The organism is Nostoc sp. (genome assembly GCF_036919575.1).
GTDB lineage: Bacteria > Cyanobacteriota > Cyanobacteriia > Cyanobacteriales > Nostocaceae > Nostoc.
The window spans coordinates 86,308-99,384 of sequence record NZ_JBALBY010000110.1 but is presented as its reverse complement, the minus strand read 5'-3'; the positions used below and the strand labels follow the sequence as shown (position 1 = coordinate 99,384).

Genomic DNA, 13,077 nt, shown 5'->3' with positions numbered 1-13,077 from the left:
CAAGATAAATTTTTAGTGAGGATGTCTCACAAATCCTATGGACGCAATTTATATTCCGCAGCTAACTCAAGCCCCGGAGCGGACAGAGGAAGTTCAGGTTCAGGAATTTCTGCCTGGTCTGGAAACGTTGACACCAGTTCGCGGTCATGTGCGCGTGCAGCATCATGGCAATTACTTGGAAGTGTCCAGTCAGGCAGAAACAATTATTACTTGTACCTGCAATCGCTGTTTGCAGCAATACAATCGACGTTTAGGGCTTGATACGAAGGAAATTATCTGGTTGGACGAAACTGCAAATCAGCTAAATGACTTGCCTTTAGAAAGGGAAGTGATTATGGAAGAATTGCTTGAAACTCTACCGCCCGATGGTTATTTTTATCCCAACGAATGGCTGTATGAACAGATGTGTTTGGCAGTTCCCCAACGCCAGCTGTGCGATCGCAATTGTCCAGGTATTCCTGTAAGTAGTACTATTGATAGTTCTGATAGTCCTGAAACTCCAGTTGATAATCGTTGGGCTTCGCTAGAAGCACTGAAAAAGCAACTTCCGGGATCGTAGCTTATTGCTTATGCCTCAAATTCTGTGATTTCCCGCCCGTGCGTAGTTTACCGCCGTAGGTCTTACCCTGAGCCTGCGCCGAAGGGCATCGCTTTCGGGAATATTAACTCGACAGAGACAGCATGGGTGGCAAATATATGAGGCTTGTAAGATGCGATCGGAAAGTTTATGTCTACTATTGTATCTCGGCTCGACATTACACAAATATTCTGTGATGTAGATGACTTCTGTAAGCAGTGGGAAAACTTATGGCAACAAATACCACTTTTACAAGGCATCACCGGAAAAATTAGGGTGACTGACCATCAATAACATTTAGAAAATCTTCAGCCGTGATAATCGGGCAAGAAAAATTATCTTTTAGACTGAGTAAATCGCGATCGCCGGTCACGAGATAATCAGCCTCACTGACCACAGCCAAAAGTAAAAAAGGCACATCAAACGGATCACGACATTCAGGAATTACAGGCAAGCGGTCGGGCATCGCTACAGCTTCACAAAAGAGTATGTAATCCGATAGTAAATCTTCTTGCTCAGTTGGCGTGAGCTTAAACTTTGGATAAGCCAGCACTCGGATTAACTCAGTTGTTGTCGCTTTAGAAACCAGCGGAGTGAAGAGATCGTCCTGCCATGCCAAACGAAGCCTAGATACTCTACCCCCAAATATCAGCGCCGAGATGATGATATTAGTATCAATTACCACCCGTGGACAAACCATTACGCTTGACGCGCCCAAGCCACTGCATCAGCCACATCCTGCTCACTCAGTCCTAAATCCGCCAGCTTAGATCGAACCGCATCAGCCCGATGAATTTTTACAGGAGTCAGAATAATTTGCCCTCCCTCCACCTTTACCTCAAAATACTCAGCCTCACCGATTTCACGAGTAATACTTTTAGGCAGCGTTAGTTGATTTTTAGAAGTTAACTTGGCGAGCATGACTTGCCTCCTAGCCTTTGCTATCAAATGTAAGGATTCCTTACTTGAGTATATACATTCTACCTTACTAAATCTAAAACCTTCCCAGGTTTGGTAACAGAACATTAAACCCACAGAATATGACAAGACTGGAATTAAAAAATCATCAAGTCTGGCAAGATTTAACTGAAATATTAGAAAATTTAGATGCCAATATTCTTGTTCAAGAGCATCTTAACCAAGGTGATTATAAAGTGTGCGGTTACTGGGATGAACAAGATGAATATTATGAAACAATTACGTTGCCTCGTATCCTAGATGCCGAATTAGTTAGCAGTTCTATTGGTGTTACTCACCAAAAACGTTTTTTACAACTAAAGTTTTCACTTATAGCTGATGGTGCTGATGCCACACAAGCGCAAAATAATCATACTCAAAAGATTGGTGAGTTAGTTCTTGTTTATGATGTAAATCTAGAATTTCTTGATGAGAATTGGCTTTTAGATGTAGATTCTCCAATGCTTGAGATAAGTTGAACTTCAGTCATTGCTTGCATCGATTTCTGGACAAAATTCGTCGTGACGCAAGACTCGGATCATCTCTCGACCAGGATGTTTGAACAACACATCAAACTCACTATTGGGCATTCTCAAGTTTTCAGGAATGAGATAGGTTTGGATTGGTTCTGTTAGCACTAACCCATGCCCAGGAAAGAGGATAATACTAATTTCACCACCACGCAGGCATCCTAAAACTCGTGCTGGGACACGCGCATAAAAGCACGAACTGTTAATAGCCATAACTTTTTGGGCATTTGGTGTATTTTCCTAGCGACTGCTATCTATATAGATGAGATTTTATTCACTCACCACGGTGGCTATGCCCTTTGGTGCTGTGTCAACAATGATCATCCATCCTGTCGTGACCAATCCTCAATCTTTAAAGAAGGCACTTGAGAAAAATCTCGATAGTTTCGCGCCACTACAACTGCATCATTCACCAAGGCAATTGCCGCAATTCGCATATCTTTCTGTAATCGCTGTTTCGATAACGTGGGATTTTCTAATCGCAATCGCACAAACGTACAAGCAGCAAAATCATCAAAATCCAACACCCTCACCCGTCCAAATAGAGCAACTGTCCGGCTCAACTTTCCATACAGTCGCACAACATCTTCAACTTTTCGCGCACTATTGATTCTCACCACCCAACCATTAAACAATTCCTGAACCGTCACAATAGAAATCGCTACCTCTGCTCCCACCTCTGACACCCGACGGCTCACGAATGGATGTCGCTCTAATAGAAGCGACACATGATCTGTATCTAACACCCAAAGGCTCATACAGTGCTATTTATATCTAATTCGCGCTCAGTACGGAGTTCCTGAGCAAGAGTTGCAAACTCATCATCTCCTTCAAACATCCCAATAAAATCTGTCCAAGGATTATTGGCAACTTCTAGCGTCAGTACCTCAATATTTGCCAGTCTCACTCTAACTTGCTCTTGTACAGCCGCGATCGCATCCGAACGGGTTTCAGCTTCGGCTACACAATCAGGTAACTCTGGCACTGAGGCGATAAAATGCCCCTTGGATGCCTGTTCAACCAGAACATGAAGAGACAGCCTATTCAAACTTGTGACTCTTTGAAGATTCATAGACAGCGATACTAGATTCACTTTCCCCATAATTATGCCTTAATCAAAACTCAAATACGTGATGCAAATAGGCATTGAGCCGAGAGATGAACGAAAAAGGTAATTCAGAAATGTTTACGTCTAAGTGTATTATAAAAATCTTGGTTTTTCGTTAGTCCACGGAGGCGGTCACTGAGCTTGTCGAAGTGTGGACTTTGTTTGTGTAGCGGTGAATTCTATTCGCCTAATATTTTGCTGAACAATGAGAGAATAATTAATAACCACAGCTATATATGAACTTTCGTGAAGAGTTTAAACTGCTGCTACGCGCCCGCTACCCCTTGATTTATATTCCTACCTACGAGGAAGAACGGGTAGAAGCAGCGATCCGGGAAGAAGCAACCAACCAGGGTAATCGCCCAGTGTATACTTGGGATTTTGTCGATGGCTACCAGGGAAACCCCAATGATGCTGGGTTTGGGCGGCGTAACCCGTTGCAAGCTTTAGAATTTATCGAAAAATTACCAGCTTCGGCACCTGCGGTATTAATTCTCCGAGACTATCATCGCTTTTTAGATGATGTAGCGATCGCCCGCAAACTCCGCAATCTGTCCAGGCTTCTCAAGTCGCAACCAAAAAATATTGTCCTATTGTCGCCACGCATCGCCATCCCTGACGACTTAACCGAAGTGCTGACAGTCGTCGAGTTTCCCTTACCCGCCGCCCCAGAAATTAAAGTGGAGGTGGAACGCTTACTACAAAGTACTAGTAACTCCCTTTCTGGCAAAGTTTTAGATGATTTGGTGCGTTCTTGTCAAGGACTTTCGATGGAACGGATTCGCCGGGTTTTGGCAAAAGCGATCGCTACCCACGGAGAATTGCAACCAGAAGACGTGGATCTGGTTTTGGAAGAAAAGCGCCAAACTATCCGCCAAACCCAAATCCTGGACTTCTACCCCGCCACTGAGCAAATTTCTGATATTGGCGGACTGGATAACCTCAAAGACTGGCTGATTCGTCGGGGAGGCTCGTTTACTGAGAAGGCGCGACAGTACGGATTACCGCACCCCCGTGGTTTAATGTTGGTGGGTATTCAGGGAACTGGTAAATCGTTAACGGCAAAAGCGATCGCTCATCACTGGCATTTACCCTTGCTACGTCTGGATGTCGGGAGGTTATTTGGTGGTTTGGTGGGTGAATCAGAATCTCGGACTCGCCAAATGATCCAAGTAGCTGAAGCCCTCGCCCCCTGTATTTTGTGGATTGATGAAATAGATAAAGCCTTTGCTGGAGTTGGTAGCAAAGGTGATGCTGGAACAGCCAGCCGTGTATTTGGTACTTTTATTAACTGGCTAGCCGAAAAAAGCTCACCCGTTTTTGTCGTCGCTACCGCCAACGACATCCAAGCTTTACCGCCGGAAATGCTCCGTAAGGGGCGATTTGATGAAATTTTCTTTGTGGGTTTGCCTACCCAAGAGGAGAGAAAAGCAATTTATGATGTTCATTTATCCCGATTGCGCCCCCATAACTTGAAAAGTTATGACATCGACAGGTTAGCTTATGAAACGCCCGATTTTTCTGGGGCAGAGATTGAGCAAACTTTAATTGAAGCGATGCATATTGGATTTAGCCAAAACCGCGACTTTGCTACCGACGACATTTTAGAAGCAGCTAGTCAGATCATACCCTTGGCGCGAACTGCTGTAGAGCAAATTCAGCAACTTCAAGAATGGGCTGCTGCTGGGAGAGCGCGTTTAGCATCGAAACACAATCCTTTGAGCGATCGCCTCCGGCGCACTCCGTAAACACACTCAGTTGGCAGCTACAATAATGAGTTAGTCAATAATTACTAGTTAATAGTCAATGTTGATAAGACTTACGCACTGAAAACCTGAAACCTCGTTCGCGTAGCGTGCGCGAAGCGCACTCCCCCCTAACCCCCCTTTTTAAGGGCAGGGTGGTTTCATACGAAAAAATAAAAATATGGAAGTCTTTATTTCTCGTGTATAACCATAGATTTTGCCCCCGCTTCCAAACCTCTCCCCGTTGGCGTCAGCCTGCCGTCAGGCAAGCGGGGAGAGGCTTTGAAACCCAGTTTTAGTTTTTCTCTGCTTGTATGAAACCACCCTGCTAACCCCCCTTTTTAAGGGGGGATCTGAAAAGCCCCCTTTTTAAGGGGGTTGGGGGATCTATAAATGCGTAAGTTCTATATGAATTACTATTGACTATTGACCACTGACGATCAAATTTTAACTATGTTGTCTGGCTTCACAAAATTTATACTTGGGTTTTTATTAGCGATCGCTGTGTTAATCGGTGGCGGTGTTGCAGTTGCACTCTATTTCATGAATCGCACTGGCATAGCCCCTGCCAAACCCGTTTTTTCCAACGATAGTCCCTCGGTGAAAGCCCAAGCTCCAAAAGGAACTGAGCCTGGAGGAGGTAAACCCACCCTTAAACCTGGGACTCAGGCTCAATCCTCTCCAAGTTCCGCTCCCACAGAATCACCAAAGGCTACCCCATCACCAAAACCATTGCCATCGGGAGCTTATCGAGGGCGTGTTAGTTGGGCTCAAGGGTTGAGTTTGCGATCGCAACCAAATCAAGAAGCTGAACGTATTGGTGGGGTTGGTTTTAATCAAAAAATTATTGTTTTAGAAGAAAGCGAGGACAAATCCTGGCAAAAGATCCGTTTGGAAGGTAGCGAACAAGAAGGTTGGGTAAAAGCAGGTAATACTGAAAAAGTTGATAAACAATAGCTTAAAAAATCAAATACTAGTACAGCACGGCGTAAATAAACCACCCATTTCAAATCAATAAAACGCTTACGCTGTATACCTGTTTGAATTTTGAATTTTGAATTTTGAATTCCGCCTTGCGGTACTAGTCCTAATAGTAATTTTCAACAAAACTAACTAATACCACAGGCTGCTAGTTTTACAGCTAAAGCATTGGGATATCGCCACGGTTGAGAACCACCAATCCAAATGCGTGAGGGTAAATGACCGATTGGTGCTTTGAGACTAAAATTGAATTCCGACTTGGCATAACTATAATTGTATATATGCCAACCAACTTGATTACAAAAAATTCCATAGTCTCCATTCACGTTTTTGTAAATAAGTGTTTGCACGCTAAAACCAAAGCGTCCATGACTGTAATTCACCCATAAATGGTCAATGGCCTGCAAATCTTGACAGGTAAATGTATCAATATTACTACTAAATATATAGCTACCTTTAGGCTTTGCTAGTGCCTGACACATCAGTTCCCAAGTTTCTCGATCTGCTAATTGCCATTTTCCTTTTGCTAATAAATTACGCAAATGCGTGTAATCAATAGTAGCTAATGTCTGATAATTAGAAATATTTAGCAATTTTTTTGGTTGTTGTTCTAGTGTCTGCAACGCTTCTGTTGCAGATTGGAAGCGTTGCGAAACCGCATTTTTTAAAAGTTTATCTAAGATTTCACAGAGGCGAATGCTAACAGTATTGCCTGCTGGTAAATATTCTTGCCATACCCAGCGATCGTTAGCAATATCGAACAAATCAAAGGGAGAGACATCGGTGAGTAAGTAAATACATGTTACACCCAAGCTGTAAAGATCGCTGGCTGCTAATGCCTTTCCTCGCAATTGTTCGGGAGCAACATATTCTGGACTACCTACTATTGTGCCTGTACGAAGTCGCCTCGTATTAGTGGCTAATTTAGCAACTCCGAAATCTATTAAAACCAAGTCTCCTTGAACCGAACGGCGCATAATATTTTCCGGTTTAATATCTCGGTGGATTACTTGTCGGGAATGGATAAATTGCAGTGTGATCAATAAACTTTTTAATATCTCCCAAATTTGCAGTTCTTTAAAAACGCCTTGTTGTTGTAATTCCTGGGCGAGTGTTTGTCCATCTACTAATTCCTCGACGATATAAAACTTTTTATTTTGTTCAAAGTGTGCTAGTAATTTGGGTATTTGAGAGTGTTCTAGTTCATTGAGACGAAGCGCTTCTTGGTGAAATAGTTTGACTGCTTTGTGCCACACCTCAGTATTTTCCTCTTGAAAAGATAGCTGTTTGATCGCGCATTTGGGTTGACCTGGAAGATGTTCATCAATAGCTAAAAACGTTCTCCCAAAGCCACCACGTCCAATGAGAGCGAGTGGGCGATATCGCTGTTTGAGTAACAATTCCTGCCCACAACTATTACAAAAATGAGAGATGTCAGAATTTTGCGGACGCAGGCAATCAATATTGGTACAGTAGCTCATACTATAGGAGTCTTATTTGTTGCAATTACTATATATAAAGTATTCCCATGCGATCGCCCTCTTACTAACCTAAACAGGATCTCAAATTCAGTCGCGGCTGGGAAAATTTCTTGTAAAGAATCATACTAAAAAAAATATAATACAGAGCAAATAGTATAATTGCGTATAGCCATAACTTCAAAAAAGCAAGTGAAAACAGGGGTAGATAGCTATTTAACCAAGCTTGCCTCAGTCTACGAGGCATCCGAAAGTGTCAAGGTTGTTCCTACCGTAGCTAATTTCAAATTTTTGAATTGGAAAAATTTATCTAGCAGTGCGGCGATGCGTCTTTTGTCTGTGGCACTGACTATGGGGCTTCTGAGTATTGCTGGGCAAGCTTTAGCGCTTCAGAAAATCGGAAGTAATGGGGCTGAAGTTAGCAGTAGCCAGAGGTGCTTAAAAAAATTAGGCTACTTTAACGGTCCGGTGAGTGGCAAGTTTGCTACCTTGACTAAAAATGCTGTGATCAAATTCCAGCAAGCCAATAGAATAGCTGCTGATGGAGTTGTGGGTATTAGTACTCAACGAGCCTTGCAACGAGCCTGTCAAGGTAAAACTTCTAGTAGAAATACCAGTGGCACATTGCGTAGGCGCAGCCCAACCCAGGCATCGCCAGTTGGTGAATACCCTACTCTTTCTCAAGGTAAAACTGGTGCAGCCGTGACCAGGTTGCAACAGCGTCTCCGGCAGTTAGGCTACTTGAATGCTAATCCCACGGGTAATTTTGGACAAATTACAAAAGATGCTGTAATTGCGTTCCAGCAAAATTATCGCCTACCTGCTAACGGGATTGTGAATCGACAAACTTGGAACAAACTACGAGGTTCCTCTCCGACTCCAGCGAGATCGAGTCTCTCGACTCAACAAGTGAGAGAACTACAAGTACGTTTGCGGCAGCTAGGTTATTTTAAGACTAGTCCCACTGGGAATATTGGCCCAATGACTAGAGAAGCTGTAATTGCATTCCAGCGAAATTACCGCTTACCTGTTGATGGTATCGCCAATGCCCAAGTTTTGGAGTCAGTACGTAGTGCCTCCACGGTTGGATCTACTATTCAACAACCAGGTAGAAATTATCTGACTGTAGGCGATCGCGGAGAAAATGTCAGATTAGTTCAAGAGCGTTTGTCGCAGTTGGGTTTCTCTAATACCAATCCTGATGGCCTTTTCAATGATTACACCAGACAATCTGTGATTGCATTCCAGCAATCTTCTCGACTTAATTCTACTGGAAATGTAGATTGGCAAACTTGGCAAGCTTTAGGGTTGAATAGCTCTACTGTAAGTAATTCTGTTGAGACTAATGGTGATGCATTACTTCAGACTACTCGCAATGTATTACCTCCTACTAATGACTATGTAGAACCTGTTACCAATGGCAACACATTAGTTGCTAATAATCCCTACAGAGTAATAGTGCCAATTTCCAATAATGATACTCTGAGTAAAGTGCAACAGTATATACCCAATGCTGTCACGGAGGAATCCGGTCTAGGGGATTATGTGAATGCTGGGGCATTTAGCGATCGCACCCAAGCCGAAACGCTAACGAAAAAGCTCCGCTCCTATGGTCTTGATGCACGGGTAAAATACAATTAAAGAAGAATGCAGAATTCAGAATTCAGAATTCAGAATTGTGTTCGCGCAGCGACGACCATAGGAGAAGAACCCCACCCCCAGCCCCTCCCCGCCGGCGGGGAGGGGAGACAAAGCTACGCTTTGGCGGGGTGGGGTTCCGGGTATTATGCTTAATTACCCGGACATGATATGACTCCTGACTCCTGACTCTTGAATTCTTCCTGTTAAATTGACAAACTCAACTGCGAACCTTCCTGAGTTTTATTCACTTCAATCCGGGCTTGAAAAGCTTCTTTGAGGTGGGGCATGTGGGTTACAGTGAGAATGCAGGCAAAATCAGAGGCGATCGCATTAATCGCGGCAATCAAGCGATCGCATCCTTCAGCATCCTGTGTACCAAAACCTTCATCCACAATCAACAATTGCAACGCCGCCCCCGCCCGTTGCGCTAATAATTTCGCCAGGGCTAAACGGATGGCAAAGTTAATTCTAAAAGCTTCCCCACCTGAGTAAGTTTCATAAGATCGCGTTCCTCTAGAATCGGCGATTAAAATATCTAAAGTGTCTATCAATTTGGCATTTTTCTTGGTTGATTTCGCACTGCGCCCAGCTTTTTGAGTAATAAACTGTACATGAAACTGATTCCCACTCAACCGCGAAAGTAGTTGATTAGTCTCGGCTTCCAGTTGCGGCAACACATTCTCAATCATCAGTGCTTGGATACCATTTTTACCAAAAGCTTGCGCTAATTCCTGATAAACACGATATTCCTGCTTGCAAGATTGTAATTGCTGCTGCTGTTGATCATACTGAATTTGCAGCGTTTCCAGTTGATGCGCTAGCTGTTCTAAACGCCCCAACTTTGTTATTTGCTCATCAAGTTGCCGTCTACGTATTGCTAACTGTTGCTCTAGAGCTTGAATTTGGGCAGATGGGTTAGCTGTAGCTTGTAGTTGCTGGATAATGCTTTCGATTTGTCCGCCGAGTTTTTGGCGCTCCGTTAATCTGGCGTTTCTGGACTCCTCTAACTCTTGCAATCTCGTCTGGAGTTGGGGATACTGCTGCTGGGCTGATAGTAGTTGTTGATACCGCAAATGCCAAGATTGAGCTTTCTTTACAGCTATACGCAGGTTGTTATGCTGCTCAGAACTGTAGCCAATTTCAGTAATGTGACGCTCAAGAGCCGCGATTTGTTTAGCACATTCCGAATCAGTCTGATCCTGTTGGATTCTGGTTTGTAATTGGGCAATAGCGGCTTGAAGTTCTGGTTTTCGGGCTAATAGTTGCGCTTGTCGCTTAGTCGCATCTTTAATTTGCCCTTGTTTAATTTCTGCCCATCGCCACCGCTCAACTTCGCTCCGCGCCAGGGCGTGATCTTGTTCATTATAATTAGCTTGTTGGAGATATTGGTCTAGTTGCCGGAGTTCGGCTTGTTTATCGGGAGCGTAATCACCACCTTGGAGCGATCGCTCTAAATGCTGTTTTTCGGCGGCAATTTGTTGTAACTGTTGTTGGACATCAGTTGTAGCCTCTAACTGTGCTGCCAACTGTCCCCGTTGTTCACGTAAACCATCGTAGCCCGCCAATTGTTGGGAAATTTCCCGATATTCCTGCCTAAGTACCTGAATTTCTCTGTCAGACACAGCCATTTGTTCCCGCACTACCCAAAACTGCCCTTGAGTATCTTCTAACTCAGCCTGGGTTTTTTCCACCACCCGACTCCAGTGATGTTCATCTAAAGGACGCTCACATAATGGACAAAGAGCTTCAGGATTTTGGAGCATTTGCAATTTCTGCTCTAATTCTGCCAGCAGTTTTTCATAATCCCGTTGGTGAGCTTGCAGACGTTCGATAAAGTGCCGCCTTTCTTGCCCTTTTTCTTGCACTCGTTGCAGATAAACTCGCTTTTTCTCCAGTTCCTCAATCTGGATTCCCACATCCATCACCGCTTGTTGCAGTTGCGGTTGGCGGCGTTGCTGGCGTTGCAATTGGTTCTCAGTAGTTTGGAGTTGTTCGAGTCGCGCTACTAAACCCGCATGAGTGCGATCGAGTTGGCTTTGTAAAGTTGCTCGTTGTTGCAACAAGGGAGTCACTTGCATTTGCAGTTGATCTAAACGAGCAACATGATGACGTGCTGCGGCCAGTTGTGACAAAGCCGCTTCTACTTCACCGGATTTAGTCAGAGTTTGCTGAATGTCTCGCTCTTGTTGCTGTAAAGCTTCAATTTGGGCTTGGGCTTGTTGCAATTGCCGTTCGATTTCGTGAATTTGTTTGGTAAGCTGTTGTTGCTTTTGTTGACGATTCTGCCCGGCGCGGGTGTATTCTTCAAATTTGACAGCAAAAGCTTCTTCTTGAGATTGTAGACTTTGATATTGGGCGTATCCAGCTTTAATCTCAGCTTCTTGGTGTAATATTTTTTCTAAATCCGATCGCTGAGAGCCAATAGCTGATTGTTCTTGTTGGAGGCGATCGCAATCTTGGGTAAGATTTTGGTATTGCTGCTTGACAAAGTTGAGTTGTTGTTCCCAATTTTGGCGCTGGTGCTGGACAACTTGCAAACTTTGTAATTGAATATTATCAAAAGCTTGCACTTGTTGCAGTTGGTTAAGTTCGGCTTCTAACTCGACTCTTTGCGCTTCGGTTGTCTGGCGTTGTTGCAACTGAATTTTTATCGACTCCAAAGAACGCTCTAACTCTAATGCCTGTGCTTTGAACTGACGAGAAGATTCCTTTGCCCGTTCTTCTAAATCATCGTACTGATTGAGTTTCAACAACTCCGCTAAAATTTCTTTGCGTTCGGTGGGGCGCTTGAGCATGAATTCATCTGCACGACCTTGACGTAAGTAGGCAGAATTAATAAATGTATCATAATCTAGCTTGATATGTTCTAAAATCAAATCTTGGGTTGCTCTTACCCCTTTGCCAGTGAGTGAGCGAAACCCAGATGGTATTTCTATTTGAAATTCCAGGACGCTAGTACCTGCCCGAATTCGGGTACGAATCACCCGATATTTTTGCTGATTACTTTGGAAAGTAAAATCAACCCGAACTTCTTTGGCACCAGAATAGATGACATCATCTTCAGCAGTGGCGCGACTTTCACCCCAAATCGCCCAAGTGATTGCTTCCAGAAGTGAAGATTTCCCCGCACCATTGGAACCACAAATACAAGCCGTATGCAAACCGCGAAAATCTAAAGTTGCATCACGGTAACTAAGAAAGTTTTTGAGAACAAGTTGTACTGGGATCATTAAGACTATAGCGCCACATCTACTTTTAATAATTAAGAGTACAGATGCACTGTTTGCTAGTTTAGCTATCTAAATATCAGGTTTATACTTTTGAAGACATCAACTTTACAAAATTTAACAATAGAATAAGTAAATTTTTATTGTTGCATGAATAATTTTGCGATCTTCGGAGAAAAATGAAACTTCCGTGGAGGCTTCTGGTTATTTTTCCCTGTTGGGGGAAGAAGCGTTAATATACTCAGTAAAGATAGACATCATAAACCAATGGATATAGCTGTTCAACTGGTTAAATTTCTCGCTCCCTATCTGCCATTTTTGTTAAATGTCGGTAATAAAGCCGTAGAAGGGGCATCTCAGAAAGTAGGTGAGGATGTTTGGAATAAAGCCAAAGTTATTTGGGCTAAGTTACAACCAAAAGTGGAAGCGAAGGAAGCAGCGAAAGAAGCAGCAACGGATGTAGCGCAAAATCCAGAAGATGAAGATTTACAAGCAAGTTTGCGAGTGCAATTGAAGAAGATTTTAGAAGCGGATACAGCACTTGCGGAGGAAATAGCTAAGATTTTGCAAGCATCGACTGACAAACCAGGAGACAATATTCAGGTCAGCGCTAATGCTTATGACCAAAGTACGGTAAAACAAGTTGGGAAGATTGACGCAAACCAAGTAAGTTTTTAATTGAGTAATTAAAAGTTAAAAGGGCGGTTAGAAACCGCGTCTACACGAGGCTTTACCCACCTCCGTGGGTTAATAATCCTTGATTTTGTATTAGTCCACGGAGGTGGACTTTGTTTGTGTAACCGCGTTCGCGTCAGCGTGCCGGAGGCTCTATT

13 protein-coding genes and 1 pseudogene are annotated in these 13,077 nt (G+C 43.5%); 7 read left to right on the top strand and 7 right to left on the bottom strand.

From position 1 onward, the window contains the following. The first annotated feature begins 37 nt into the window (after positions 1-37). Both V7K27_RS29160 and V7K27_RS29155 read left to right on the top strand, forming a co-directional pair. Positions 38-559: a YceD family protein gene (locus tag V7K27_RS29160; protein WP_334951936.1), complete on the top strand. Its 522-nt coding sequence runs from the start codon at positions 38-40 to the stop codon at positions 557-559. Between the two features lie 168 nt (positions 560-727). Further along, positions 728-859: pseudogene (locus V7K27_RS29155) on the top strand (IS982 family transposase); the annotation flags it as partial. On the opposite strand, the gene V7K27_RS29150 reads toward V7K27_RS29155, so the two are convergent. Continuing rightward, a complete protein-coding gene (locus V7K27_RS29150; RefSeq protein ID WP_323230999.1) occupies positions 849-1,277 on the bottom strand; it encodes a putative toxin-antitoxin system toxin component, PIN family in 429 nt (142 codons plus the stop codon). The pseudogene V7K27_RS29155 and the gene V7K27_RS29150 sit on opposite strands and share 11 nt — an antisense overlap. After that, positions 1,277-1,498: an AbrB/MazE/SpoVT family DNA-binding domain-containing protein gene (locus V7K27_RS29145; RefSeq protein ID WP_334951933.1), complete on the bottom strand. Its 222-nt coding sequence runs from the start codon at positions 1,496-1,498 to the stop codon at positions 1,277-1,279. Before V7K27_RS29145 ends, V7K27_RS29150 begins: the two co-directional genes overlap by 1 nt. Before the next feature lie 119 nt (positions 1,499-1,617). Between V7K27_RS29145 and V7K27_RS29140 the strand changes: the two genes are divergently transcribed. Then, positions 1,618-2,013 carry a hypothetical protein gene (locus V7K27_RS29140; RefSeq protein WP_334951931.1) on the top strand — a complete coding sequence of 132 codons (396 nt, stop codon included), beginning with the start codon at positions 1,618-1,620 and terminating at the stop codon, positions 2,011-2,013. 3 nt (positions 2,014-2,016) lie between these two features. Here V7K27_RS29140 and V7K27_RS29135 read toward each other — a convergent pair whose 3' ends face one another. The 3 genes from V7K27_RS29135 to V7K27_RS29125 all read right to left on the bottom strand — a co-directional run bounded on the left by V7K27_RS29135 (position 2,017) and on the right by V7K27_RS29125 (position 3,166). Then, complete coding sequence (locus V7K27_RS29135) at positions 2,017-2,277, bottom strand: hypothetical protein (RefSeq protein WP_334951929.1); 261 nt, start codon at positions 2,275-2,277, stop codon at positions 2,017-2,019. Between the two features lie 107 nt (positions 2,278-2,384). Then, positions 2,385-2,822: a type II toxin-antitoxin system VapC family toxin gene (locus V7K27_RS29130; RefSeq protein ID WP_334951927.1), complete on the bottom strand. Its 438-nt coding sequence runs from the start codon at positions 2,820-2,822 to the stop codon at positions 2,385-2,387. Next, positions 2,819-3,166 (bottom strand): type II toxin-antitoxin system HicB family antitoxin, encoded by a 348-nt coding sequence (locus V7K27_RS29125; RefSeq protein ID WP_334951925.1) that lies wholly within the window; start codon positions 3,164-3,166, stop codon positions 2,819-2,821. The genes V7K27_RS29130 and V7K27_RS29125 overlap by 4 nt, the downstream gene beginning before the upstream one ends. 242 nt (positions 3,167-3,408) lie before the next feature. On the opposite strand from V7K27_RS29125, the gene V7K27_RS29120 reads away from it, so the two are divergent. Together V7K27_RS29120 and V7K27_RS29115 are read left to right on the top strand one after the other, a co-directional pair. Next, positions 3,409-4,920: an AAA family ATPase gene (locus tag V7K27_RS29120; protein ID WP_334951923.1), complete on the top strand. Its 1,512-nt coding sequence runs from the start codon at positions 3,409-3,411 to the stop codon at positions 4,918-4,920. 450 nt (positions 4,921-5,370) lie between these two features. Then, positions 5,371-5,874 carry an SH3 domain-containing protein gene (locus tag V7K27_RS29115; protein ID WP_334952000.1) on the top strand — a complete coding sequence of 168 codons (504 nt, stop codon included), beginning with the start codon at positions 5,371-5,373 and terminating at the stop codon, positions 5,872-5,874. Positions 5,875-6,026: 152 nt separating this feature from the next. On the opposite strand, the gene V7K27_RS29110 is transcribed toward V7K27_RS29115, so the two are convergent. Beyond that, a complete protein-coding gene (locus V7K27_RS29110) occupies positions 6,027-7,379 on the bottom strand; it encodes a serine/threonine-protein kinase (protein WP_334951921.1) in 1,353 nt (450 codons plus the stop codon). A gap of 189 nt (positions 7,380-7,568) precedes the next feature. Here V7K27_RS29110 and V7K27_RS29105 point away from each other — a divergent pair, with 189 nt between their 5' ends. Further along, positions 7,569-9,017, top strand: a complete 1,449-nt coding sequence (locus V7K27_RS29105; RefSeq protein ID WP_334951919.1) for a peptidoglycan-binding domain-containing protein — start codon at positions 7,569-7,571, stop codon at positions 9,015-9,017. 203 nt (positions 9,018-9,220) lie between these two features. On the opposite strand, the gene V7K27_RS29100 is transcribed toward V7K27_RS29105, so the two are convergent. Continuing rightward, positions 9,221-12,247 carry an SMC family ATPase gene (locus tag V7K27_RS29100; RefSeq protein WP_334951917.1) on the bottom strand — a complete coding sequence of 1,009 codons (3,027 nt, stop codon included), beginning with the start codon at positions 12,245-12,247 and terminating at the stop codon, positions 9,221-9,223. Positions 12,248-12,511: 264 nt separating this feature from the next. Between V7K27_RS29100 and V7K27_RS29095 the strand changes: the two genes are divergently transcribed. Beyond that, positions 12,512-12,922, top strand: a complete 411-nt coding sequence (locus V7K27_RS29095; protein WP_334951915.1) for a hypothetical protein — start codon at positions 12,512-12,514, stop codon at positions 12,920-12,922. The last annotated feature ends 155 nt before the right edge of the window (positions 12,923-13,077 follow it).

Bases quoted from the DNA above. Each gene is read 5' to 3' on its own strand.
- V7K27_RS29160 (WP_334951936.1), top strand. From the start codon at position 38: ATGGACGCAATTTATATTCCGCAGCTAACTCAAGCCCCGGAGCGGACA.
- V7K27_RS29150 (WP_323230999.1), bottom strand. From the start codon at position 1,277: ATGGTTTGTCCACGGGTGGTAATTGATACTAATATCATCATCTCGGCG.
- V7K27_RS29145 (WP_334951933.1), bottom strand. From the start codon at position 1,498: ATGCTCGCCAAGTTAACTTCTAAAAATCAACTAACGCTGCCTAAAAGT.
- V7K27_RS29140 (WP_334951931.1), top strand. From the start codon at position 1,618: ATGACAAGACTGGAATTAAAAAATCATCAAGTCTGGCAAGATTTAACT.
- V7K27_RS29135 (WP_334951929.1), bottom strand. From the start codon at position 2,277: ATGGCTATTAACAGTTCGTGCTTTTATGCGCGTGTCCCAGCACGAGTT.
- V7K27_RS29130 (WP_334951927.1), bottom strand. From the start codon at position 2,822: ATGAGCCTTTGGGTGTTAGATACAGATCATGTGTCGCTTCTATTAGAG.
- V7K27_RS29125 (WP_334951925.1), bottom strand. From the start codon at position 3,166: ATGGGGAAAGTGAATCTAGTATCGCTGTCTATGAATCTTCAAAGAGTC.
- V7K27_RS29120 (WP_334951923.1), top strand. From the start codon at position 3,409: ATGAACTTTCGTGAAGAGTTTAAACTGCTGCTACGCGCCCGCTACCCC.
- V7K27_RS29115 (WP_334952000.1), top strand. From the start codon at position 5,371: ATGTTGTCTGGCTTCACAAAATTTATACTTGGGTTTTTATTAGCGATC.
- V7K27_RS29110 (WP_334951921.1), bottom strand. From the start codon at position 7,379: ATGAGCTACTGTACCAATATTGATTGCCTGCGTCCGCAAAATTCTGAC.
- V7K27_RS29100 (WP_334951917.1), bottom strand. From the start codon at position 12,247: ATGATCCCAGTACAACTTGTTCTCAAAAACTTTCTTAGTTACCGTGAT.
- V7K27_RS29095 (WP_334951915.1), top strand. From the start codon at position 12,512: ATGGATATAGCTGTTCAACTGGTTAAATTTCTCGCTCCCTATCTGCCA.